General features: G+C 46.0%; 18 protein-coding genes. 6 read left to right on the top strand and 12 right to left on the bottom strand.

What is annotated here, in order from left to right:
- Nucleotides 1–1,506, top strand: a complete 1,506-nt coding sequence (locus tag DWZ67_RS06820; RefSeq protein WP_005830555.1) for a sensor histidine kinase — start codon at nt 1–3, stop codon at nt 1,504–1,506.
- 101 nt (nt 1,507–1,607) lie between these two features.
- Here DWZ67_RS06820 and DWZ67_RS06815 read toward each other — a convergent pair whose 3' ends face one another.
- Nucleotides 1,608–2,981, bottom strand: a complete 1,374-nt coding sequence (locus DWZ67_RS06815) for an aminopeptidase P family protein (RefSeq protein WP_005830557.1) — start codon at nt 2,979–2,981, stop codon at nt 1,608–1,610.
- A gap of 327 nt (nt 2,982–3,308) precedes the next feature.
- Between DWZ67_RS06815 and rpoN the strand changes: the two genes are divergently transcribed.
- The 5 genes from rpoN (at nt 3,309) to DWZ67_RS06790 (ending at nt 8,635) form a co-directional block, all read left to right on the top strand.
- Nucleotides 3,309–4,799, top strand: coding sequence for an RNA polymerase factor sigma-54 (gene rpoN / locus DWZ67_RS06810; protein ID WP_120138439.1), 1,491 nt, complete (start codon nt 3,309–3,311; stop codon nt 4,797–4,799).
- Nucleotides 4,800–4,892: 93 nt separating this feature from the next.
- Nucleotides 4,893–5,555 (top strand): membrane protein, encoded by a 663-nt coding sequence (locus tag DWZ67_RS06805; protein WP_005830565.1) that lies wholly within the window; start codon nt 4,893–4,895, stop codon nt 5,553–5,555.
- A gap of 68 nt (nt 5,556–5,623) precedes the next feature.
- On the top strand, nt 5,624–6,004 hold the full coding sequence (gene gcvH, locus DWZ67_RS06800) for a glycine cleavage system protein GcvH (protein WP_120138544.1): 381 nt from the start codon (nt 5,624–5,626) through the stop codon (nt 6,002–6,004).
- Between the two features lie 123 nt (nt 6,005–6,127).
- Nucleotides 6,128–6,637, top strand: coding sequence for a 5-(carboxyamino)imidazole ribonucleotide mutase (gene purE / locus DWZ67_RS06795; protein WP_008662630.1), 510 nt, complete (start codon nt 6,128–6,130; stop codon nt 6,635–6,637).
- Nucleotides 6,638–6,766: 129 nt separating this feature from the next.
- Nucleotides 6,767–8,635, top strand: coding sequence for a 4-hydroxy-3-methylbut-2-en-1-yl diphosphate synthase (locus tag DWZ67_RS06790; RefSeq protein WP_120138437.1), 1,869 nt, complete (start codon nt 6,767–6,769; stop codon nt 8,633–8,635).
- 3 nt (nt 8,636–8,638) lie between these two features.
- Here DWZ67_RS06790 and DWZ67_RS06785 read toward each other — a convergent pair whose 3' ends face one another.
- The 11 genes from DWZ67_RS06785 to bglX all read right to left on the bottom strand — a co-directional run bounded on the left by DWZ67_RS06785 (nt 8,639) and on the right by bglX (nt 26,028).
- Nucleotides 8,639–9,640 carry a metallophosphoesterase gene (locus DWZ67_RS06785; protein ID WP_120138435.1) on the bottom strand — a complete coding sequence of 334 codons (1,002 nt, stop codon included), beginning with the start codon at nt 9,638–9,640 and terminating at the stop codon, nt 8,639–8,641.
- A complete protein-coding gene (locus tag DWZ67_RS06780; protein ID WP_005834487.1) occupies nt 9,637–10,407 on the bottom strand; it encodes a prolyl oligopeptidase family serine peptidase in 771 nt (256 codons plus the stop codon). The genes DWZ67_RS06785 and DWZ67_RS06780 overlap by 4 nt, the downstream gene beginning before the upstream one ends.
- Nucleotides 10,408–10,415: 8 nt before the next feature.
- Complete coding sequence (locus tag DWZ67_RS06775) at nt 10,416–12,140, bottom strand: family 43 glycosylhydrolase (protein WP_087332396.1); 1,725 nt, start codon at nt 12,138–12,140, stop codon at nt 10,416–10,418.
- Nucleotides 12,141–12,198: 58 nt separating this feature from the next.
- Complete coding sequence (locus DWZ67_RS06770) at nt 12,199–13,773, bottom strand: sulfatase (protein WP_005834483.1); 1,575 nt, start codon at nt 13,771–13,773, stop codon at nt 12,199–12,201.
- Nucleotides 13,774–13,995: 222 nt separating this feature from the next.
- On the bottom strand, nt 13,996–14,847 hold the full coding sequence (locus tag DWZ67_RS06765; protein WP_005834481.1) for an endonuclease/exonuclease/phosphatase family protein: 852 nt from the start codon (nt 14,845–14,847) through the stop codon (nt 13,996–13,998).
- 55 nt (nt 14,848–14,902) lie between these two features.
- Nucleotides 14,903–16,219: a glucoamylase family protein gene (locus DWZ67_RS06760; protein WP_009037668.1), complete on the bottom strand. Its 1,317-nt coding sequence runs from the start codon at nt 16,217–16,219 to the stop codon at nt 14,903–14,905.
- A gap of 10 nt (nt 16,220–16,229) precedes the next feature.
- Entirely contained in the window at nt 16,230–17,870 is a 1,641-nt protein-coding gene (locus tag DWZ67_RS06755) for a glucoamylase family protein (RefSeq protein WP_120138433.1), read from the bottom strand.
- 25 nt (nt 17,871–17,895) lie between these two features.
- On the bottom strand, nt 17,896–18,732 hold the full coding sequence (locus DWZ67_RS06750; protein ID WP_005834473.1) for a LamG domain-containing protein: 837 nt from the start codon (nt 18,730–18,732) through the stop codon (nt 17,896–17,898).
- Between the two features lie 22 nt (nt 18,733–18,754).
- The gene (locus DWZ67_RS06745) at nt 18,755–20,275 is read right to left on the bottom strand and encodes a RagB/SusD family nutrient uptake outer membrane protein (RefSeq protein ID WP_120138431.1); all 1,521 of its coding nucleotides are present in this window, start codon (nt 20,273–20,275) and stop codon (nt 18,755–18,757) included.
- Nucleotides 20,276–20,294: 19 nt separating this feature from the next.
- Nucleotides 20,295–23,297: a SusC/RagA family TonB-linked outer membrane protein gene (locus DWZ67_RS06740; RefSeq protein ID WP_009037665.1), complete on the bottom strand. Its 3,003-nt coding sequence runs from the start codon at nt 23,295–23,297 to the stop codon at nt 20,295–20,297.
- A 439-nt stretch (nt 23,298–23,736) separates the two neighbouring features.
- Nucleotides 23,737–26,028, bottom strand: coding sequence for a beta-glucosidase BglX (bglX, locus tag DWZ67_RS06735; protein WP_016272416.1), 2,292 nt, complete (start codon nt 26,026–26,028; stop codon nt 23,737–23,739).
- Between the last annotated feature and the right edge of the window lie 107 nt (nt 26,029–26,135).

Raw genomic sequence — 26,135 nt, 5'->3', positions numbered from 1 at the left:
ATGAAAAAAATTATTTCGATACTTCTCTTAGCGACTTTCTGCATCTTTACTCAACTCCATGCGCAAAACCGTGCAGACGAATTGATGAAACAAGCACAAGAAAATCTTACGAAAAAAGAATATATCAAAGCCCGCTATCTATTCCTGCAAGCCTACAATGCCTTTGCCACGCAAGACAAGTATGCCCAGGCAGTGGAATGCGGCGTCAATGCCAGCGCCCTCTACCATCGGGAGAATTACTATAAAGAAGCTTTTGAACTGCTGCGCGGTGCCGAGCAAGTGGTGGCAACCGGCGAACAGAAAACGGGCAAGGCCATGCCCAACCTACGTTTCCGCATCAACAAGGAACGCCTGCAGATGTACATCAACCTGAAAAATCCCGCACGCGCCAAGGAACAGCTGACCAAACTGGAAGAGACCGCCAAAGCCTCTCACAACGACTCTCTGAGCAACGACCTGCTTTATACGCAGGCCAACTATTACTACACCTTCGGCATGAACACACAAGGTGATGCGGCTACCAACCGCCTGATAGGGCAATATAAGGAACAGAAGAACTACGCCAAAGTAGACGAATGCTACAAGACTCTTATCAGTATCGCCCGCAAAGCAAACAATGCCGGACTGGTGGCACGCACCTACGACAAGTACATCCTATGGACCGACTCCGTAAAGGCGCTTACCGCCCAAGAGGAACTGAACGCCCTGAAGAAGAAATACGATGAAAGCCTGGCCACTATCCAGGAGAAAGATGATTCCCTAAGCGCCAAGCAGTACATCATCATCGGGCTTTGCATACTCGCCGCCATCCTTGCCGCCGCACTGGTATTCGGCGCCATCGTATTGCTGCGTTTCATCATCCTCACCCGTAAACAGAAGAAGGCCATCAGCATTGCTAATGAGCACAATGAGCTGAAAACCAAATTTATCCAGAACATTTCCGCCCAAATGGAACCGACACTGGACACGCTCGACGCCTCACTGCCGGGCGTAAAAGCCCTGCATGCATTCTCCAACCATATCCAGGAACTGTCCGAATTGGAAACCACCTTGTCCGAACCCTACGAAGTGCAGGAGAAGAATATCTCCACTTTCTGTGAAGGCATCATGGACAAAATCAAAGGAATGACACAAGAAGATGTCACCCTGACCGTGAATGCCCCCAAATTGAATGTGAAAATCAACCCTGAGCAACTGGAACGCGTCTTGCTGCATTTGTTGGAAAACGCCGCCGAGTACACCCCTGCCGGAGGAAAAATATGGCTGGACTTCAAGAAACGCGGTGCGCACACCCACCAGTTCATCATCAGCGACACCGGTTGCGGTATACCCGAGGAGCAACGCGAAAACATCTTCAAGCCTTTCACCGAAGTGAAAGACCTGACGCAAGGCGACGGCCTGGGACTCCCCATCTGCTCACTGATTGCCACCAAGATGAACGGCAGCTTGACACTAGACAGCAGCTACAACAAGGGAGCACGGTTCGTACTGGAACTGCACGCATAAACCATACATAATACAATCTGTATGACCCCTAAATTTGAGAGCCGCTTGCCACCGGCATTATCGGGACAAACGGCTCTCTGTGTATATTAAGGATGTGGTTGTCAACGCAACGCTTCCACCTCTTCCGGTGTCAACGGAATTTTCTTGCCCAAGCGACGTGCTCCCGTTTCGGTAATCAGATAATCCTCCTCATTACGGATGCCGCCGAAATTGCGGTATTCTTCCACCTTATCGTAGTTGATGAAGTCCATGAACTTCTTCTCTCCTTTCCATAAGTCAATCAGCTCGGGGATGAAGTAGATGCCCGGCTCAACCGTATGCACAAAGCCCGGTTCCAGAGGGATGGCAAGACGCTGGCTCTTGCGGCCGAACTGCGTACTCTTGGGCTGACCGTCATAGCCTACCCAGAGCTCACCCAGGTTCTCCATATCGTGCACATCCAACCCCATCATATGACCCAGTCCATGGGGATAAAACAAGGCATGCGCCCCTTCGCGCACGGCATCTTCGGCATTGCCCTTCATCAACCCCAGCTCTTTCAGCCCCTCCACCATCACTTGGGCGGAAAGCTCGTACACCTTCATATAGGGAATGCCCGGGCGAAGCGCTTTAACAGACTCCAGATGCATGGCGTTCTGGATTTCGTAAACGGCACGCTGGCGTGGAGTAAAAGTCTTGTCCGCCGGCACGGTAGACGACATGTCACCACAGTAACCCGAAGGCAGCTCGGCGCCGGCATCAATCAAGAAAAGGTCTCCCGGTTGCACCCGGTTGCCGTGATAGTGGTTATGCAGGGTCTGGCCGTTGACAGTAGCAATCGTGGCAAAAGACAGCTCGCAGTTGTTCATCTCGGCGATACGGTTCATTTCGGCCACAACCTCGTATTCGTACATGCCCGGACGAAGCACCTTCATTGCGGTGATGTGCATGTCAGCAGTCACGTCGCATGCCTTTTCTATTTCCGCTATTTCTTCTGCCGACTTGTAGTTGCGCTGTGCCACCACCGCACGGATAAACGGCACAGACCCTTCCTGACGTGCCGGAGGAACACCCAGCCAGTCCATCAGTTTCAACTTATGCTCGGCACGATAAGGGGGCAAATAATGGATGGTCTGTCCCTTCTGTACAGCCTTGTGCAGATAACCGACGATGTCGGCAAAAGGACGGGTTTCGGAAATTCCCACAGCAGAAGCCTTTTCGTGAAGGGTGGGCTGGGTACCCATCCAGACAATATGGTCGATGGTCAGCTCATCGCCAAAAATGATTTCTTTATCTTCATCTATGTCGATGAGAGCTGACAGCCCGGCAAACGACAAGCCAAAATAGTAGAGAAAAGTGGAATCCTGGCGGTAACGGAAAGTATTGTCCTCATAGTTCAAACCTTGTTCATCGTTACCCAAAAACAGTAACACTCCGGAGCCTATCGTTTTTTTCAGCTGGGCCCTGCGCTGCACATACGTTTCTTTAGCAAACATAACATTCCTTGTTTTAGTAGTTATAGGACAAAGATATAGATAATCTTTGAAAGAAGATAATACAAAAAGGAGATTAATCTATATAGTTCATAATCAGAAGACTATTTTGCCAACGTTTTTCAAGCCTTTGGCAAAGTTTTGCCACCGCGTTGGCAAAGTCTTGCCATAGGCATGGCAAAAGTTTGCCAAGCTATTGGCAAAAGCTTGTTTTCTCTTTTCTTGTTAAATATCATCAGAGAGGTTTCGTGTTATCGAACTATTCACTATTTTTGCGGTAAATATCTGAAAGAAGATGCACAATGAGTGCATTGAATAATTTATAAAAATATGGCACAAGGCTCCCGACAAGTACAGACCCAAGCGCAACAGCAGATACAAACGCTGTCGCCGCAACAAATTCTGGTGGTAAAGCTGCTGGAACTTCCCGCCGTGGAACTAGAGGACCGCGTACGTGCCGAACTCTTGGAAAATCCGGCACTGGAAGAGGGTAAGGAGGATACTCCCGGTGATGAATACCCCGACACTCCTGATACGGAAACCGGAACGGAAGACGGTGGAGACACCAGCTATGATTCTTTAAGCGATTATCTGAACGAAGACGATATCCCCGACTACAAGCTGCAGGAGAACAACCGCAGCAAAGGGGAGCAGGCAGAAGAAATCCCTTTTTCCGACGCCACCTCCTTCTATGAAACCTTGCACCAGCAGCTCGGCGAGCAGGACTTGACTCCGCACCAGCGCGAACTGGCCGAATATCTCATCGGCTCGCTGGACGACGATGGCCTGCTGCGCAAATCGCTGGACAGTATCAGCGACGAACTCGCCATCTACGCCGGTATCGACGCTTCTCCCGAAGAGCTGGAAGAAGTATTGAAGATTATACAAGACTTCGACCCCGCCGGTCTGGGCGCCCGCACCCTACAAGAGTGCCTGCTCATCCAGATTCGACGTAAGGAAGCGCAACGGCCCATGCCCTCGCCTCCACAATACTATATAGAAGAAGATATTCTTACCCAGTGCTACGAAGAGTTCACCCGCAAGCATTGGGACAAGATTATGCAGAAATTAGGTATCAGCGAAGATACCCTGCAACAAGCCGTTAAGGAAATCTGCAAGCTGAATCCCCGTCCCGGTGCCTCGCTCGGCGAAGCCATCGGCAAGAACATGCAGCAGATTGTGCCCGACTTCCTGGTAGACACTTATGACGACGGTACCATCAACGTGACACTGAACAACCGCAACGTGCCGGAACTGCGCATGAGCCGCGACTTCACCGAGATGGTGGAAGAACACACCAAGAACCGGGCCAACCAGTCTAAGGAATCCCGCGAAGCCATGATGTTCCTCAAACAAAAAATGGATGCCGCACAAGGTTTCATCGATGCCGTGAAGCAACGCCAGAATACGCTGATGACCACCATGCAGGCCATCATAGACCTACAACGTCCTTTCTTCCTCGAAGGAGACGAGTCATTGCTCCGCCCCATGATTCTGAAAGATGTTGCCGAACGTACCGGGTTGGACATCTCGACCATCTCCCGTGTGAGCAACAGCAAGTATGTACAGACCAACTACGGCATCTACCCGCTGAAATTCTTCTTCAACGACGGCTACACAACCGAAGACGGCGAAGAGATGTCTGTACGCGAAATACGCAAGATACTCAAAGAGTGCATTGACAACGAGGACAAGAAAAAGCCTCTGACCGATGACGAACTGACCGAGCTGCTGAAGGAGAAAGGCTATCCCATAGCCCGCCGCACGGTGGCAAAGTATCGCCAACAGATGAATATCCCCGTGGCAAGACTGAGAAGATGAGAGAAAAGGATGAGCGATTAGGGATTAAGGTTTAAAGATTAGTGCATTCAAATAGTAAATTGTAAATAGTCAAATCGTAAATAAAATTAGGTTGTGGAAGAGCATATTATAGCAGATAAAACTTTAATCAGAACAGCGAAAGTGATTTCGGCGGTATTCACACCGTTCTCCATCCCTTTTCTGGCTTTTCTGGTTCTGTTTATATTCTCGTACCTGCGCATCATGCCGTTGCAGTACAAGTTGATAGTATTGGGCGTGGTGTATTGCTTCACCATCCTGATGCCTACACTGACTATCTTCATCTTCCGCAAAATCAACGGTTTCAGTCCGGAAGAACTGGTGGAACGAAAAAGGAGATACATTCCCTTTATTCTGACCATCACTTCTTATGTATTCTGCCTGCTCATGATGCACCGGCTCAATATCCCGTGGTACATGACCGGTATCATACTCTCCGCCCTGGTAGTGATGATAATCTGCGTCATTGTCAACTTAAAATGGAAACTGAGCGAACACATGGCAGGCGCCGGAGCCGTAATTGGCGGACTGGTAGCTTTCAGCGCCTTGTTCAGCTACAATCCCGTATGGTGGCTATGCCTCTTTATACTGGTGGCTGGCGTGTTGGGCACCGCCCGCATCATCCTGCGACACCACACCCTGGGCGAAGTTATGGGAGGCTTTGCCGTAGGGCTTATCTGCTCGCTGCTGGTACTCCACCCGCTGAGCAACATACTGTTCCGAATCTTCCTCTTTTAAGAGCCTTGTTTAATTTTTAATTTTCAACTTTTAATTTACATAGTATCAACCCTTAAAAACTAATGATCATGAACTTCCCGACTAATGTAAAGTACACCAAAGAACACGAATGGATTCGCCTGGAAGGTGATGTAGCCTATGTAGGTATTACCGATTATGCACAAGAGCAACTGGGCGACATTGTGTTTGTCGACATCCCGACCGAAGGTGAGACACTGGTTGCCGACGAAGTGTTCGGCACCATCGAAGTAGTAAAAACCATATCAGACCTCTTCCTGCCCGTAACCGGTGAGATTCTGGAGCAAAACGAAGCCCTTGCCGACCAGCCGGAACTGGTAAACCAGGACCCATACGGCGAAGGCTGGCTCATCAAAATCAAACCCGCCGCTGATGCCGACTTCGACAGCCTGCTGGATGCCGAAGCCTACAAAGCGCTGATAAACGAATGAAATGAAAGGATTAGGGATTAGGGGTTAGCGATTAGCACCAGATGGAATGATAGCGCAGTCCCTAACCCCTAATCGTTAATCCCTAGCCCCTATAAAATTAACCCTTTAATAATTTAATGATTCATGTCTCCAATCGTTAGCATCATCATGGGCAGCACTTCCGACCTCCCCGTTATGGAGAAGGCCGCGCAATTGCTCAATGACCTGCATGTACCGTTCGAAATGAACGCTCTCTCTGCTCACCGCACACCGGAAGCAGTGGAGGAATTTGCCAAGAATGCCCGCCAACGCGGCATTAAAGTGATTATTGCCGCTGCCGGTATGGCTGCCGCCCTGCCCGGCGTCATTGCTGCCAATACCACACTGCCGGTAATCGGGGTTCCCGTAAAAGGGTCCGTACTCGATGGCGTAGACGCCCTTTACTCCATCATCCAGATGCCTCCGGGTATACCAGTAGCCACCGTTGCCATTAATGGTGCCATGAACGCTGCCATCCTTGCCGTACAGATGCTGGCACTGAGCGATTCCTCATTGGCTGAAACATTCGCCGCCTATAAAGAAGGGCTGAAAAAGAAAATAGTCAAGGCAAATGAGGACTTGAAGGAGGTGAAGTACGAATACAAAACCAATTGATTTACGATTGGACGATTTACGATGTACGATTGAAGATACCAAGAAGTAATTTCAATCGTACATCGTAAATCGTCCAATCGTAAATCGTCCAATCGTAAATCTTTTAATCCTTTAACTGTAAATATCATCGTGGATTTATTCAACTATTCCCGACGGGAAACATCAGAAGTAAACATCGGAGCCACCCCTATGGGCGGCTCCAATCCTATCCGCATACAAAGTATGACGAACACCGCTACGCAGGACACAGAAGCCAGTGTGGCGCAAGCCAAACGTATTGTCGACGCCGGAGGAGAGTATGTACGCCTCACGGCCCAAGGCATCAAAGAGGCTGAAAACCTGATGAATATCAACATAGGCCTACGCCAGGACGGATATATGGTGCCGCTTGTGGCCGACATTCACTTCAACCCGAAGGTAGCGGACGTGGCAGCACAGTATGTAGAAAAAGTACGCATCAATCCGGGAAACTATGTGGATGCAGCACGTACTTTCAAACATTTGGAGTATACCGATGAAGAGTATGCCCAGGAGTTGCAGAAGATACACGACCGCTTTGTACCCTTCCTTAACATCTGCAAGGAGAACCATACTGCCATCCGCATCGGCGTAAACCACGGTTCATTATCCGACCGCATCATGTCGCGCTATGGCGATACACCGGAAGGCATGGTGGAATCTTGTATGGAGTTTCTGCGCATCTGCGTACAAGAGAATTTCACGGATGTGGTCATTTCCATCAAGGCATCCAATACAGTGGTCATGGTAAAGACAGTACGCCTGCTGGCAACCGTCATGGAGCAGGAAGGTATGCGATTCCCGCTGCATCTCGGTGTAACGGAAGCCGGAGACGGAGAAGACGGACGCATCAAATCGGCCTTGGGCATCGGCGCCCTGCTGGCAGACGGCTTGGGTGACACCATCCGGGTTTCCCTGAGCGAAGCTCCGGAGGCGGAAATCCCCGTAGCCCGCAAATTGGTGGACTATATCGTGCAGCGCCACGACCATCCTTATATCCCCGGAGCAGATGTGCCGGAATTCAATTATCTCTCTCCCACCCGCCGCGAGACTGCTGCCGTACACAATATCGGCGGAGACAATCTGCCCGTGGTCATTGCCGCACGCCTGGACGGGGACATGGACTTCAATCCGCAATTCGTGCCGGACTATATCTATACGGGACGTTCCATCCCCGAACAACTTCCGGAAGGCATGCAATGTATTATCGATGCCGATGTCTGGATGGAACAAAGCAACAGCGAGACAAAACCGGACAATGCCTGGCCCGCCTTTAAAGGAGACCAGCTTCCTTTCCTAAGCAGTTGTGGCGCTTCCTTGAAATTCCTCTTCATCACGTATATGGGGCTGAATGACGAAGCCATCGCCTGCCTGAAGTATCATCCGGAAGTCGTATTGATTTCGCAAAGCAATCATCCCAACCGGTTGGGCGAACAACGCGCTCTAGTACACCAGATGATGAAGGAAGGCCTAAAAAACCCGGTAGTCTTCTTTGAGCACTACGCAGAGAGCGAACTGGAAAATCTGCAAATCAAAGCGGCGGCAGACATGGGAGCACTCATCTTCGACGGTCTGTGTGACGGTATCCTTCTCTTCAACCAAGGAGAAACCATAAGCGGCAAAGTAGTGGATGCCACTGCTTTCGGCATCCTGCAAGCCGGACGTGTACGTACCAGCAAGACCGAATACATCTCTTGTCCCGGCTGCGGACGCACACTCTACGACCTGGAAAGTACCATTGCCCGTATCAAGGCAGCTACCGGCCACCTGAAAGGACTCAAGATAGGAATCATGGGATGCATTGTCAACGGTCCCGGAGAAATGGCGGACGCCGACTACGGCTATGTGGGCGCCGGACGAGGCAAAATCAGCCTCTACAAGAAGAAAGAGTGCATCGAAAAGAACATTCCCGAAGAAGAGGCGGTAGAAAAGCTGATAGAACTGATAAAAAGTAACGGAGATTACGCTGAAAGGACTTAAGTCTCAGCGCAGATATTCGTCAAAGTCCACCTCTCTGAACTTAAAGTTATGATGTTCGGAGGGGTGGTAGGCTTTATTCCAAGTCGAATAGGTCTTCACATCTATCTCCCTTGTCTTCCGGTTAAAAGTTACAATGCGTAAGTAGCCCTCACCTCCCAATCTACTGCCTTCCACACCACGCTGATAGTTTGCCAGCATCTGATACACTTTATTTCCCTCTTTCCCTATAGAGACCAGCGTGCCGACTCCGCTTTTCAAGACATGCCCACAAAAGACAGCTATCACATTGCGATGTTTGAGAAGCAATTTCTCCCAGATTCCAGCACCATCGTTCACTGTGCGCCCAGACTCTTTGCCGATGCCATATCCTTGAGGGCGCCACCAGTCTTTCCCGTCATGCAACGTACTGTCACAATACAAATAGGCGTGTGTATTCAATATGACAAGCTTATCCGGATGAATACCCACTATGGAATCGGCCCATTGCAGAGCCTCATCAGAAGGCCCGAATTCCAGATTCAAGACCAGCCAATCGGTATCGCCCGACCTAAGGTTTATGTAATAGTTATCCAATGTCTTTCCATCTGCACTGCCTCCCCAATAACTCTTCTGCTTATAGTCAGAAAGAGGGAAATACTTGTTGGCCATTGCAGTGTTATGCACGTCCGAAAACTTACCGGGCTTACTGCCAATATCGTGATTTCCCCATACGACAGAATAAGGTATTCCTGCTTGGCTGACACGATGAAAAGCTTTCTGCATATATGCCCATTCCACCGGAGAATTATCTTGTGTCAAATCTCCCACTTGGAACACGGCATCTATTTTCTTACGGTTGGCAACCAACCAGTCCACTTGCGAATCGAAGACCTCCGGACATTGCTCCAGATAAGTCTGCGTATCCGGCAATACCACAAAAGTACTTACCCGACCGGAAGTGGTGCAAGAAGTTAAAAAAGCGCCCCCTAAAAAGAGCGCTCCGATAACAGACAATATTCTCATCATTTTTTCTTCTGATTAAACAGCCACTCCATAAAATCAGGATAGTTGAAAGCCGGATTCCAACTACCATGATTACAACCAGGAAATTCAATATATTCCACATCGGCACCAATAGCTTTCAAGGCCCGATATGCTGCACGCGATCCTTCAGGAGTTACTACATTATCCGCATCTCCATGAAAAATACGGAACTTGACCGATTTGCCAGCCTTCAACCGTGCCGGATTCACTGTTCCACAAATAGGTATTGCTGCCGCAAAAATCTCCGGATAGCGGACAGCCATGTCAAATGTACCCATTCCTCCCATAGAAAGTCCCATAACATAGATACGGTCTTTGTCTATCTGCGGCATGGCCAGATAGAAATCCAACAACTCTTTCAACGTACGGAAAATAGGAGAAACAGGCACTTCCAACGGCATATCTGCCGGAGCAAAAGATGAAGGGCGCTCCGTATATGCCCAATATCCGGTTTCAGGACACTGCGGAGCCAAAATAAACGCCGGATACTTTTCGCGGTTTACAGGATTAAGCCACATCTGCCCACCATGAACCAATTGTTTCTCATTATCATTGCCACGCTCTCCGGCACCATGCAGAAAAAGCACCAAAGGATACTTTTCATCAGGTTTCATCACCTCTGGACGCAACAAACGATACAACAATGTATCTCCACGGGAAGAGATATAAGTTTCCTTTTGAAAGGTTTCTTGTGCAAACGAAAACAAAAAAAAGAATAATCCACAAAGGATGCCGATTATACGTTTCATCTTATTATTTATTTTACATGTTTAACTTCCGAACGTAAAGATACACCATTTTCATTGAAAGCCTCCACACAAAAATAATAATCCTGATCAGCAGTAAGGGTTTTCATCAATAAATCAGTCTTATCATAGACCATCCAAGAGCTGTAAAGTTTGTCCGGTGCAATGCCCCAAAGTATGTTGTAACCTTGTGCACCTTTCACAGCCTCCCAACGGATGGAGATGTCACGACGGTCTGCTTGGCGGTCAAGTACCAACTTTTTGGGTTGTTGCGGTGCCTTCCCCGTACCCAATCCAAAGACGCGAAGTTCAGATATAGCCAGATTCGGTGTCGGTATATCTATATTTTTATAACGGATATAACGGGCAGACTTGGGTAATGCCAGTTCAACATAATCATTCGGAGTATCCCTATAACTTTCCTTACGGTCCACCAATATATCCCAATTCTCACCATCAAGAGAACCTTCGATGAGATAACGGTGATGGAGTCCTTCGTAGCGACCGTACATATTACTTTGATAATCGTGATAGTTTATCTGAACAGCATACACATCAGCAGGTTTCTCTAAATCAATCATCACCCACTGCCGTTCGTCATTAGCCTCGGCAAGCCAAAAAGTTTTAGTCAGTTCATCCGTTAGGGCATCTGCCTTAAATTCGTCTTTTGTAGTAAAAGCCGTCACCGGCTTGCCATACGAGAGCAACATCCAGCCACGGAACTGTCCAGCCTTGCCCGGTACGGCAGGTGCATAACGGGGATAGTCTCCGAAACGGGTATCTACATACATAATGCCATCTTTATCAAACCCTGCCGGAAACATACAAAGGCGACGTTCCCAATTCACATTGATAGAGAGTGACATCGAAGCAAAATGCCAATACTGCCCCCCAGGACCAAGCACGGTACTTCCATGTCCGGCACCGTTCATATAACCACCCGGCTTGTAGGACACCGGATTATGCTTTTGGTAAGTATAAGGCCCCATCGGATAATCGGCCACATAAACACCATCGGCATAGACATTGAATTCCGTTCCCGGAGCACCGTATTGCATATAGTATTTCCCATTATGCTTCGTCAGCCAAGGCCCCTCAATATATCCGCCCAATACAGTATCCGTATGGTTTTCACCGAAACGTTCCCAGCCATGTTTAGGCATATCCAAATTGAAGAGTTCTTTCGTTTCTCCCTTCTTGATGAAACGCCGGTTCTTGTCCAGTTCCATTCCCCTGATAGGATACACATTGGAAGAACCCCAGAACATATACGCTTTACCGTCATCGTCAATAAACAAATCGGGATCTTGCAGATTATGCAAAATTGCCGGAACAGCTTCCCAGTTTCCTGAAGCCGGATTATCCGTATAAAGGATACTCATGGAACCGGAAGGATCACCGGTCACATAAAGTACCGAATCTTTGTAATTATGTGCCGCCGGAGCATTACACCCTTGCGGATACCAGTTCCTGCCCGGACGTACAAACTCCCAGTTCAGCAAATCCCTGGAACGCCAATAACCGTGTGAACGGGTGACAAACATATAATATTCACCCCGAAACTCCACCACGGCAGGATCGGCACCGGAACGGTAGGAGATACTCTTATCCGAATTATAAATCATATACGTGTAATCGATATTCAAAGGATTACAATAAGTATCCATACGCATGTCCTGTGCAGAAAGGAAATTCGCCAAACACAACAGCAGCACCAGACCACTTAATCTTTTCATCATATTATCCACATTTATATTTCTAAATATTCATTTATACATCACGAAATATGCACTATTATTTGCACAGAGATTCAGGAACATCATATTCTTCCTGCAGGCGGGCAAGTTCCGCTTTCAATTCTGCAGCAACCTTCTCCATCCCTTTTTCACCATACAAATTATGCATTTCTGCCGGGTCCTCCTTCAAATCATAAAGTTCCCACTTGTCATCCACATAAAAATGCATCAATTTATAGCGCTCCATCTTGACACCGTAATGTGCACGGACACTATGAAAACCGGGGAATTCATAATAGTGATAGTAAAGTGACTTCCTCCAGTTTCGTGGAGTATTTTCTCCCTCTACCAACCGACGAAATGACACTCCCTGCATGTCTTCAGGAATCTCAATTCCACACATATCGAGAAAAGTGGGAGCGAAATCAATATTTTGAGTTAATCCTGTTACCTGCGTTCCAGGCTTAATATGTCCCGGCCAGCTCATTACCATCGGCATACCGAAAGACTCCTCGTACATAAAACGTTTATCAAACCAACCGTGCTCGCCCAGATAGAACCCCTGGTCTGTAGTATAAACGACAATCGTATTTTTATCCAATCCGGTACGCTTCAAATAATCCAATATTTCTCCTACACTCTCGTCCACGCTTGCCACACAAGCCATATAATCCTGCAAATAACGCTGATATTTCCATTCTGCCACCTCTTTGAAAGTACGCTGTTTCGAATAAAATTCATTGTTCCGTTCACGATAGGCATCCATAAAACGGCGGCGCTCATCCGGCTCCATCGTACCAAGAAAAGCATGAGGCCACGGGTCGAATAGCAGACTGTCGCTATTCATACCCGCAACCATCTTCAAGTCGTGACCTTCGTACATATCACGGTATATATTCATCTTCTGCATTTGTGCCGCATAACGTCCTTCGTATGCATCATAATAATTGTCGGGTAAAGGGAACTGCGTGTGTTCGTACAAATGATAATGCCGTTCGGCAGGCACCCAATTACGGTGAATGGCTTTGTGATGCATCATCAAGAAAAAAGGTTTATTCTTATCCTCGCGCCCACTCATCCAGTCTTCACAATATTGAGTGATGAGGTCAGTTACATATCCTTTATGCCGAGTGGTATCTCCCTCGGTAATAAAATACGGATTATAATAATCTCCCTGATCATTCAAAATCATCCAATGGTCAAACCCGGTAGGCTTTGAAACAAGATGCCACTTGCCGATAATGGCTGTTTCATAACCGTTTGCTTGCAATATCTTCGGCAGTGTCTGCTGCGAACCGTCAAATCCTTTATTTCCATTCCTCATAAAACCATTCTTATGACTATGCTTACCAGTCAGTATGGCTGCACGACTGGGACCGGAAATGGAATTGCAACAGTAATTATTCTGAAATACCGCCCCTTCATGCCCAATACGGTCAATATGGGGAGTAGGAGCTATTTTACCTATGGGATGTCCATATATACTCATTGCTTGTCGGGCATGGTCATCACTCATGATAAAAATAATGTTAGGACGCCTGTTTCCTATTCCTTGTTTCTGTTCTTGTCCTTGCATCCAAACCGAAGGAACAAAGGGCAACAAGGCAATTCCCCAGGATAGTTTATTTTTCATGTATTCATTATTTGTTGTAATTTATCAAAGGCGTAACACCGTTTTATAATTTACTGATTATCAGTACAGTTAGAATACAGTGCATTCAGTATACGACTGAACCCTATTCAGTATACGACTGAATGGCATTCACTATACGACTGAATCAGGTTCAGTATACAAGTGTTTCTTGAGCCCTTATGATTTGTAAATAATGCAGAATAGAATTAGACGAGTGCCTCTTTACAGTTTCAAAGTAACCAATACGGGAGCATGGTCGGAAAGATAGCCATTGTCCGGCTTATCGCCAACTGTGCGGTAACGCTCCACCTCTACAGAAGCATTTACGAATATAAAATCTATCAGCCTGCGCTTCTCCACCGGAATACGTCCGAAGTCATGAAAGCTCCATGTCGGTCCGTAAACGACCTTTGCCGTGGAACAAGCGTTCCTCATTCCACCTTCCGTCAATATAGTGACCGGCTCGGAGTCTACCGTTCCATTAAAGTCTCCAGTGATAATTACCGGAAGCTCTCCCGCTATTTGCTTTATCTTCTCGAGTATTAACTTAGCGCTTTCTCGACGTGCCACCTCACCTACATGGTCAAAGTGGGTGTTGAAAGCAGCTACTTTCCTGCCACTCACCTTGTCTTTCAACACAGCCCAAGTCACGATACGCTCGCATGCCGCATCCCAGCCTTTCTTTCCGATGGAATCGGGAGTCTCACTCAGTCCGAAATCTCCGTTCTTTAAAAGCTCAAAACGCTCTGTCTTATAAAAAAGGGAGCAATATTCGCCTTTCTCTTTTCCATCTGCACGACCTACGCCAAGGGCAGTATATTGAGGAAGACGCTCCTTCAAGTCATTGAGTTGATTCTTTACCACCTCCTGCATGCCCACAATGTCCGGAGCATAATAAGCAATCATCTGTGCTGCATTATCCTTACGGTATTTCCAGTTATTCATACTGTCCGCTACATGATCCAGACGGATATTAAACGACATCACCTCCACCTTAGCTTCCGGTTGCTTGCCGCACGAGGCGACAAGCAATACGAAAGCAACCAATACACTATTGAAAAGCACGTTTTTCATGGTTATAATCCTTTTTAATCTATATAAAATTTACCAAAATCAAATCCTGCCAAACCTAATCAGCCTTATTCAAATAAGGAGACGTAAAGCCTAATCTCTTCAATCCCTTCTGTACATCGGGATGACTCATGAAAAGCTTCCAAATTAAACCGGTGCGATAGTTCTCTATCATCACAATAATCGGTCCCTGGTCAATGGCAAGATACGAAGGCGCAAACCAATCCTCAGTCAGATTAAATGCATCTTTGAACCCATATTCACCCCAAAGACGGTCACCCAGTTCTTCATAGAAATAGCGCATGGCCTCCAAAGAATATTCCGGTGTATAAGGGATGGATGAAAGGGCCGCAGTAGGCGTAATCACGCCGCGATCATTTCCGGGGCTATGGGCCGAATAGCCTTTATCACCGTCACTGGCTGTCAATCCCCAGCATTTCTCACCGTAACCCTTATATCCCTTCGGATTGTCGATACAATAGGCACGGTTAATCAAGGTATGGGCCTTCATTTGTTCCTCGTAGTCAGCATAGCGGTCCTTCAAGCCATGCGGATCAAGCCCCATGTAAGAGTAATGAGTAAAGAACAAAGGACCGCCCTTACCGTTATCGTTTCCGAGAGGAAGCCTGATGCCATAATACTCCCGACCATTCAGAAAAGTATTCGCATTGACCCAGCCTTTATGATAAACACTCTCGGCAATCGGATAAGTAGGAGAAGACGCACCTAAAATATAAATAATGTGGCACTCGTTATGACCTTTAATCTGATGGTTCATCGCCCACCCGTTATAGGGTGACCAATGCCAATACATCACATCTTGCCCCTGAGTGAAAAAATTCCACTCTGCTTGGCGCCACAGATTATTAATCATTCCCCGGATACGGTTTTCCGTCGGATTATCCTTTATAAAATACTGATGGGCAGCCAACAAACCTTCGAACATGAAAGCGGATTCTACAATATCGGCTCCATCATCCTTACGGCTGAAAGGAATGGTCTTACCGGTTTTACCGTTCATCCAATGTGCCCACATGCCGTGATAACTGTCGGTATTCTTGTCGCTCAAGAAACGAACAATCTTCAGTATACGTTCAGCACCTTGTTCACGGGTGATAAACCCGCGTTCTATGCCGACAATGATAGCCATCACTCCGAATCCCGACCCACCAATGGTAGCTGTCTCGGCACCACCGTTACTCCGTTCATGCGCCAATCCGGATTCAGGATGGGCAAAATCCCAAAAGTAACGGAAAGTTTGCTTCTGAACGAGGGTCATAAGTTCGTCGTCAGAAAGCCGCTTCTGCTTTTTCTGTCCCGAAATCAAATTAAAAGGGTATAGCAAAAGTATCAAATATATTAATATTCTCATCATAATCATTCTTTTAGTTTAAGCACGGACTCTGAAAGCCAAGCTTCTTCAGTCCTTGTTGGATTTCCGGTATAGACATAAATAAATTCCAAAGGAGACCTGTTCTATAATTCTCTATCATACAGATTATCGGCCCTTGGTCAATGGCTATGTACTGAGTATCGTACCAATCTGCCGTCAAATTAAAGGCATCTATAAAACCATAATCTTTCCAAAGTTTGTCTCCCATCTTATAATAGAAGAAATGCAGCGCTTCCATTGACTCCTCCGGAGTATAAGGAAATGCAGACAAAGCAGCTGTTGGAGCAATGACCCCTTTATCATTAGTAGGTGAATGAGCTGAATATCCCGTATCGCCGTCACTTGCCGTCACCCCCCAACAAGAAGCGCTATAACCCGTATATCCTTTAGGATTTTCCTTACAATAATTGTAATTAATCAACGTATGATTGCGATTTTGCATCCAGTAATCGGCATATTGGTCTTCCAGTCCTTGTGGGTTAATGCCTAGAAAAGAATATTGAGATAAGAACAGCGGTCCCCCTTTATCCGAACCTAAAGGAAGAGTGATGCCATAATAAGATTTTCCATTCCTGATTCCTCCATTTTTAGCCCAGCCCGCTTCATATACAACTTTATCGATAGCATGTGTTGGAGACGAAGCAGCAAGTATATAAGTAATCAGACACTCATTCCATCCTCTTATTGCCAGGTTCTTCTCAAAACCGTAATCGGGACTCCAATGCCAATATAGTACATCTTCACCATTTTTCCGGAACCAGGTCCAGTCAATAGCTTCCCAAAGACGGGTTATGTCGGCACGCAACCTGCTTTCTACTTCCGTATTTTCCTTGAAATAGGCTCGAGCGGCAAGCAAACCTTGAAATAACAAGGATGTCTCAACCAAATCGGCACCGTTGTCTTTCTCACTGAAAGGTTTGGTTGCTCCCGTTGCGCCATTTATCCAATGTGCATAAGCACCATGATAAGCCGTACATTCCTTATCAAGAAAAGTAACTATCTTCTGCACTCGTTCAACAGCTTGCTGACGGGTAATAAAGCCCCGTTCAGCAGCTACCAGCATGGCCATCACGCCAAAGCCGGTACCACCGGTAGTAACGACATCGCCCGAAGTAGTACGTTCGCGCGCCATTCCGGAATATTCATGCCCAAAGTCCCAGAAGTACTTAAAGGTCTGCTTCTGTACCAATGTCAACAAGTCCTCATCAGGGATACGCTCAAACTTGTCTGTATCATCCATTCCTGTCTTAATCATACAAACCTTGCCATTGGAAAGCAGTGTCCCGGAAGTGGATTTCACCCCCGGATTGACAATCAATTTATACGATGACAAGACTTTAAAGCCTCCCTTAGGAGTCACCGATACTTTTTTCTCTTGCAGGAACTCATAATCGCAGCTTACAGGAAGCTCCTCATGTTTCAAAGCAATATTGTTACGGGCTGAAGCCTCATCTACAGCATCCGAGAACTCCAAAACAATGGCTACATTGGGAGCAACATTCTCAAATGTCTGTTGGTTTTGTTGGTCACCCACAATGATATTCTTCAACTCGAAAGGCTGATTCACTTCAGGTTGATTATCACCACTGCACGCAACCAACAAAAGACATACTATGAAATATAATACTTTCATCCTATCATCAGATTAAAGTGTAGCTTCATTCTTTTCCAGAGTAAATACTCTGGATTTCGGTTGCCGTCAACACCTTGTCATATAGGCGGAACTGATCAAGCTGACCGGGAAAGTTCTTTGCCCAGGTTTGTGCTCCTGCACCCGAAGTAAGACTCGGAGTAGTGCTGAACTGAAATGCACCGACAGCCAAAGAAGCGCCTACATTATTAAACTTCAATTTCCCACAATCAGGCAATTCTTTGGTAAAGACACCCTCACCATTACGATAAACAGTAATGGTAGAAGTATTGCCATCATACACAAAAGCCAGATGCACCCATTCGCTACCAAAAATATCATCTATTTTTGCCTCAACCCATCTTTCATCATTCTCTTTTGCTGTCTGATTGAAGATATGAACCTTGAAAAATGCCTGAGTCTCGCTATTATTATTCTCCAAGAAGATGTCGAAGTTGCCCCAGAATTTAATAGAGTTAGGGATAGAGAACAAACCTTGCGCAGAAGTATTCTTAGTGGTTCTCATCCAGAAAGCTACAGTCAAATCACCGATAGTGGGCATGTTATTTTCCAATATAGAAGGAGTCTTGGCCAAAATGTAAGCATTCTCAGCACCTTGATAGGCCATGCCAGCGATTCCGTCTTCCGCAAACTTGGCATTACCGTTATCTGCTACCAAAAATCCCCATTCACCTTTATCCCGAATGTCCTCTTCATCAAAAGGAAGATACATCTTCAAAGGGGTAGTAGGTACTTCACCTGTACTCTCAGGGTAGTCGAAAGCAGGATGATCCATATCCTGAAAACAAGACTGCATACACAATGCAAACAGGCAAGAAGCCACAGATACTATATATTTTTTCATAAGTAGTTAGTACATTTATAGATTAATAATTGGGATTTTGAACCAATACACCATTCGACTTGTCAATTTCGTCTTGCGGAATGGGCAACAAAGCATGTCTGTCTTGATAACCGGTCTTGCCTGCCGCATGAAGTACCTCTTTAGCAATACCCCAACGAACCAAGTCGTAGAAACGGTCGAACTCCATACCTAACTCAACACGTCTTTCATGACGAATGGCCTCACGCAGTTCATTCTGGTTGTTGGTCGTCACTTCCGGTAGAATTCCGATATTATTGCCACGAGCACGAGCGCGCACCATCTCCAAATAGTTACGGGCAGAAGATAAATCACCCAATTCACAAGCAGCTTCGGAAGCCATTAATACCACATCAGCATAACGTATCAGACGAATATTTACCCAATATCCTCCCTTTGTGAATTTCAAACGCATCGCCGGGTCCGTATATGCCTTCTTGTTAAAGTATTTAGCTATAACATCAGCATTCGAAATAGGTTTCTCACCATAAGGCTTGTTAGCAGGTATGGACTCTGGATCGTCCTTGCCGTTGCGTATAAAATAAAGCAAAGTTTCGTCTTTTCTCGGATCTCCCTCTTCAAAAGCATCTGCCAATTCTTGAGTAGCGGTGTGTTGCCCCCAACCGAGATTCCACTCGCCTGCGCCACGTACACCCTGAACGGAAGCAAACTGGCTTCCTATGTCATTAGAACCTGGTTGTGATTCTGTTGCCGTACATTGCAATTCAAAAACAGATTCACTACAGTTTTCACCTTTTTCTCGGAATATGTCTTCATAAGGTGTTTTCAGATTATATAAACCGGAGTTAATCACTTCTTCAGCGGCAGCCTTCATATTCCCCCAGTCATTACGCATCATGTATGTGCGTGCATGAAGAGAACGAGCAGCTCCCCAAGTGAGACGACCTACATAAAGTTGCTCCCACGTTCTGGGCAGACTGTTTTCGGCTTCCGTAAGGTCAGAATCTATTAATTCATATATCTTTGCCACAGAAGACTTTGGAACATTTGCCTCAGCTGCATCATAAACTTTAAAGTCAATCAAAGGCACTTCACCAAAAGCGCGTACAAGGTTGAAATAACAGAAAGCACGTACAAACAAAGCTTCCCCCTTATTGACGAGGTCACCTTCTGTCAATGACGGATTTTGGCTCATCTCATCAAGCAAATCATTTACCTTATGTATCAATGAATAGTTATCATTCCAATAACTCTTAATCATCCCATTACTTACCAAATATTCAAAGTCATCGAACATCTTGCCGGTAGCAGCTCCATCGGACAATGTACTTCCTTTCTCTGCGTCCTCAGAACGCATACCGTGGATTGCCAATGCAGTATTGCCGCTTGTCAAATGAAAACCGCGCAACTTGGCATACATATTAAAAACCTGTGTTTCATAAGTACCACCAGTCAAATCATCCTCTGTCTGTTGTCCAAGCGGTTTTCTATCAAACATATCCTCACACGAAGTTAGTGCAAAGCTTACTGCTAAAAATGCTATATAATAAAATATCTTCTTCATAGTCTGTCTCTATATAATTTTAGAAAGTCAAATTAAAACCAATCGTATAAACTGTAGGCATAGGATAGCCTCCACCATCAATACCAAACGAAATAGCACTTCCGCCCACTTCCGGAGTATATCCTCCATTACGGCTCCAGGTCTTGGGATTCTGCACATTGGTATAAAGACGCAGTGACTGTACCTTGATACGATTCAACAGTCGTTTGTCAAAGTTATACCCCAATTCGATATTACGGATTCTGAAGAAACTGCCATCTTCGATGAAATACGTGGAAGCCTCCTGATTTATTTTGTGTGAAGGGTCGAGCAAGGGCTCCCAATTGGAAGTGCCCTCTCCATGCCAACGATTCAATTGCTCTGTGCGATAATTCAGTTGTGCATAGCTACTGCTTCCCCAATTACGGTAAATTTCATTTCCATAAACACCCATCATGTCAACAGTCAGGTCCAGATTCTTCCATCCCAAATTAACATTAAAACCGTAAGTAAAATCAGGAGTTGGATTACCTATCATTGTACGGTCATTATCAGTAATTTTGCCATTACCGTCAACATCAGCAAATTTCAAGTCACCCGGTGTTACCGAGCCAACCGAGTTAATCGGAGAGAAACGGATGTCGTCTTCGTTCTGATATACACCCTCAACCTTGTAACCATAGAAATAGCCAATCGGATAACCTTCGGAAACACGTGAGGGACCACTGATAATATTATAGTCTTTGTTTACCAGTGAAAGCACCTTGTTATCAATAGTGCTCAAATTAGCACCTAATCCATATCTCCAATCTTCCCCAATCTTGTCGTTCCAAGAAGCACTAAGTTCAAAACCGCGATTGCGAATCTCACCCACATTCTGTAATCCGGGAACAGTACCTGCAATACCCGGAATGGAAGTCAACATATCTTTTGTTGTTTTGTTATAATAAACCGGAGAAAGCTGCAAACGATCATTGAACATATGCATGTCAAAACCTACTTCCCATGAATAATTACGTTCCCATCCCAAAGTAGGTGAAATCAGTTTGTTGGGGCCTTTACCCGCAATGATATTGTCACCGAACACAGCTGAACCCGAACTAACAATGGTGGCATATGCCGGATAACTGGAACCAGTATTCTGGCTACCCAACACACCCCAAGAGCCTTTCAACTTCAAGAAGTTAATTACATTCTGGTTCTGCATAAACTTCTCTTCGGTCATTACCCAACCGGCACCGAAAGAGTAAAAGTTGTCCCAAGTATTACCTGTCTTATAGAAAACAGATGAACCGTCCCTACGGAAAGAAGCATTAAGTAAATAACGATTCTTGTAGTTATACAATGCTCTGAACAAATAAGACATGGTAAATCTGTCACTCTGAGAACCGCCATTAGTTGCCGTAGATACATCGTCGATGGTAGAGAGCCACCATCTGTCCGGGTCGTCGCCCACCAAAATGCCGTAGCCCGCAAGCTGGCTGCGTCCACCACTCAAACTGGAAGACTCATTGTAATTGGTTGTAAGACCGGCAGTCAATGTCAATCCATGATTGCCAAACTGTCCGAGATAAGTCAACACATAGTCAGACTGTGCAGCAAGAGAGGTAGACTTGCTTTGGTTCACACTTTCTCTTTCAGTCAACCGTTCTTTCCCCCCCTCCACATCGGGATTATAAACATAAATCAGCGGAGAATATGAACGTCCCTGACTGGAAGCATAGTCCATAGAGAAAGTTGCTTTGAACGTAAGGTTCTTCAGAATATCTATCTCTCCGAACACATTACCTGCCACGCGATAGTTTTCAGACTTGTTGTGAGCACCGCGCAGCTCTGTTTCAATAAGAGGATTCCACACTTGTGCACGCTGGAAGTCGGGCAGCGTATGTATCAGTCCCGATTCAAGGTCATGAGTAGGAGCAATAGGAGCAGCCTTCAAAGCACCATCCACACCCTTTGCATCAGGATACTTGGCACGAACTCCATTAAGCTGGAAACCAAAACGCAGGAAATCGGTTACGCTATATTCACTGTTCAAGTTTACGGTAAACTTATTGAGCTTTTCCGTTTTAATGGAACCTTCTTCCATGACGTAACCCAAACCCAAATAAAACTTACTCTTATCCGTTGCACCCGTAATGCTCACATTGTTATTGGTCAGAAAACCTGTCTGGAATATCTCATTCTGCCAATCAGTATTACCAGTCCATTGAGTATAATCATAAGGGTCGCTTCCTTGAGATATCAACTGCTCGTTGTACAGCATCTTAAACTCTTCGGCATTCGTCACACCTACACGGTCATAAATAACCTTCCAACCCACTGAAGAGTTGATGTTGACCATCGTCTTCCCTATTTTTGCCCTTTTAGTAGTAATGATGATTACACCATTGGCACCACGCACACCGAAAATAGCCAAAGAAGAAGGGTCTTTCAAGATTTCCATAGATTCAATATCCGCAGTGTTCAGATAATTGATATTGTCCGTGAACAGTCCATCTACCACATAAAGGGGTTTGAAACCGTTAATGGAGTTCGTACCGCGAACACGGATTTCAGGGTCTTGTCCTGCACGACCCGTATTCACCACCTGTACACCGGCAACCTTACCCTGTATGGATGCCAGTGGATTGGTAGAAGGCTTAGAGGCAATCTCGTCCGCTTTCACAGTAACGATAGAACCGGTCAAGTCGCGTTTCTTGGCACTACCATAACCAACTACAACCACCTCATCAATGAGCTGGCTGTCCTCTTCCATCTTCACATTGATAGTTGAACGCCCATTTACGGCAATCTCCTGCTCACGCATACCTATATAACTAAAAATCAAGGTAGCATTAGATGCCACATCAACAATCTGATATTTACCATTTATATCAGTAATACTACCTTTACTCTCCTGCCCTTTTACACGAACAGAAGCACCGATAACAGTTTCGCCTGTCTTGTCCGTAACGACACCCGAAATCGTAATTTTGTTCTGTGCCATCGAAGTAATGGCAAACAATAACATCACACATGTAATTAGTAGATTTTTCTTCATTTTGTATTGATTTAAAATTCTTTTGCAAACATACCGGAGAAGTTGATATATGTCAAAAAACAAGCTACCACAAGAGTACCACAGTTCACCGGAGGGGTACATCATTACTACTACTGTATAACATAAACGACAGATTATAAGGAATATAAAAGTACAATAAATATTTAGGTACTATTCATATATATAGAGCAAGAAGATAGAAAAGCAAAGGGGGCTTTTATCCTATTCTGAAGTTTTTTATCCCATATTCAAGAACGTCATACCTTTCACTGCCTCAAAGCCGACCATAAGATTTCCATAACCGATTGCCATTATACGATAGATTATATACCAAGCAAATACTGCAAAACGTTTGCAGTGAAGATGTAGACAATATGCAGCAACAATGCCATCTCAACGCAGTGGCTCGAATGCTGCATATTGCCGTCTTGAGAATCAGTTAGAGTAACTTGAACGCTGCTTTCTTTACGTCCTGGCTATTTCTGCCAATCATCACCTCAAAGTCACCGGACTCGCATACAAAATCAAGATTGTAGTTGTAGAACTTCAGCAATTCGGGAGTAATCTTGAAAGATACTTTTTTAGATTCACCGGCTTTCAGGAAAATCTTCTCAAAGCCTTTCAACTCTTTCACCGGACGGGTTACACTTCCCACAAGGTCACGAATATAAAGTTGAACCACTTCTGCACCGTCTCTCTTGCCGGTATTGGTCACAGTCACGGTAGCAGTCAGTTCGCCCTTATCCGTCATGCTAGTCTTGTCCAAAGACACGTCGCTATAAGAGAATGTGGTATAGCTCAAGCCGAAACCAAAAGGATAAAGCGGTTCATTGTCTATGTCTATATAGTTGCTGCGGAATTTCTGGAACCATGCACCGTCGGCAAGAGGGCGGCCCGTGTTCTTGTGGTTGTAGAACAAAGGAATCTGTCCCACGCTCTTCGGGAAAGTCGTAGTCAGCTTCCCACTCGGATTCACATCACCAAACAGTACATCACCGATGGCAAAACCTGCCTCACTGCCCGCAAACCATACATTCAGAATGGCCGGCACGTTTGCCTGCTCCCAGTTCAGTACCAGCGGACGACCGGTAAACAGTACCAGTACCACTGGTTTTCCTGTTTTCAATAATTCTTGTAACAGCATGCGTTGGGTGTCGGTCATTTCAAGATTCGTGCGGCAACTGCTCTCTCCACTCATTTCCGAAGACTCACCGAGCGCAGCCACAATAACATCCGATTTGGCAGCCACGGCAAGAGCCTCGTCCAGCAACTCCTTGTCCGAACGATTGTCACGGTGTAAAGAACGTCCGAACATAGTGGCACGTTTCTCATATTCGGCATCACTCATCAAATTACAGCCTTTCGCAGTCAATATTTCGGCTTTATCGCCTGCTACCGCCTTCAAACCTTCAGCCAAAGAAGTTGCATTCTTCAATACAGCAGCCACACTCCAAGTACCCGGCATATTACTGCGGCTGTCTGCCAACGGACCTACCACAGCAATAGTGCCTTTTTTGGCCAGCGGAAGCACATTACCCTCGTTCTTCAACAACACCAAGCTCTCCGAAGCAATCTTACGCGCAACAGCACGATGCTCTTTGGTAAAGATTTGCTTCTTGGCACGCTTCACATCACAGTATTTATAAGGATTATCGAACAAGCCCAACTTGTACTTAGCTTCCAAAATACGGCGACAAGCCGCATTAATTGCTTCTTCTGTCACTTTTCCTTCTGTCAATGACTTCTTGAGCGTACCTACAAATGCATCGCTCACCATATCCATATCCACACCTGCATTCAGTGCCAAGGCGGCAACAGTCTGCGTATCGCCCATACCGTGGTCGGTCATCTCAGCAATTCCAGTATAGTCTGTCACCACAAAGCCGTCAAATCCCCACTGCTTACGCAGTATATCCGTCATCAACCACTTGTTTCCAGTGGCAGGAATGCCATCGACCTCATTGAAAGAGGCCATCGCACTGCCCACACCGGCATCAACCGCCGCCTGATAGGGCAACATGTATTCATTGAACATGCGCTGATGACTCATATCTACTGTATTATAGTCACGTCCTGCCTCACCGGCACCATACAAGGCAAAATGCTTTACACAAGCCATGATTTCATCATTACGGCTCATATCCTTTCCCTGATAACCACGTACCATGGCCTGCGCAATGGCTGCTCCCAGAAACGGGTCTTCACCGTTGCCCTCGGACACACGCCCCCAACGGGCATCACGGCAAATATCCACCATCGGACTGAATGTCCAGCAAATACCGTCGGCGCTGGACTCAATGGCTGCAATACGTGCCGATTCTTCAACCGCCTTCATATCCCATGTACACGACAATCCCAAAGGAATGGGAAACACCGTTTCATATCCATGAATAACATCCATACCAAATAAGAGAGGAATACCCAAACGACTTTCTTCAACCGCCTGCTTCTGTACATCGCGGATACGTTCCACGCCTTTCAGATTGAAAAGCCCGCCCACTTCACCGGCACGAATACGTTTGGCCACATTACTACTTTTAGCCTGACCGGTCGTAATCTCACCGGTAACCGGCAGATTCAACTGACCTATTTTCTCTTCCAGGGTCATCTTCTTCATTAAATCGTCGATGAAACGATTCATATCGACCGGAGATTTCTGCGCATACGCACTAGCGGCAGTAAACACCAACAAGACTAAAAATGATTGTAACTTGAAAAGTAAATGCTTCATGTCTTTCATGCTTTTAATTTATAGAAATATTATTTTGCTGCAAATAAAAGAAAAGCATGCGACAACCTCCACATCCCGCACTACAACAAAAGTACACCCATCACTAA

Source organism: Bacteroides sp. AF34-31BH, assembly GCF_003602795.1.
GTDB classification, from domain to species: Bacteria; Bacteroidota; Bacteroidia; order Bacteroidales; family Bacteroidaceae; genus Bacteroides; species Bacteroides uniformis.
This window is presented reverse-complemented; position numbering and strand designations above follow the sequence as displayed.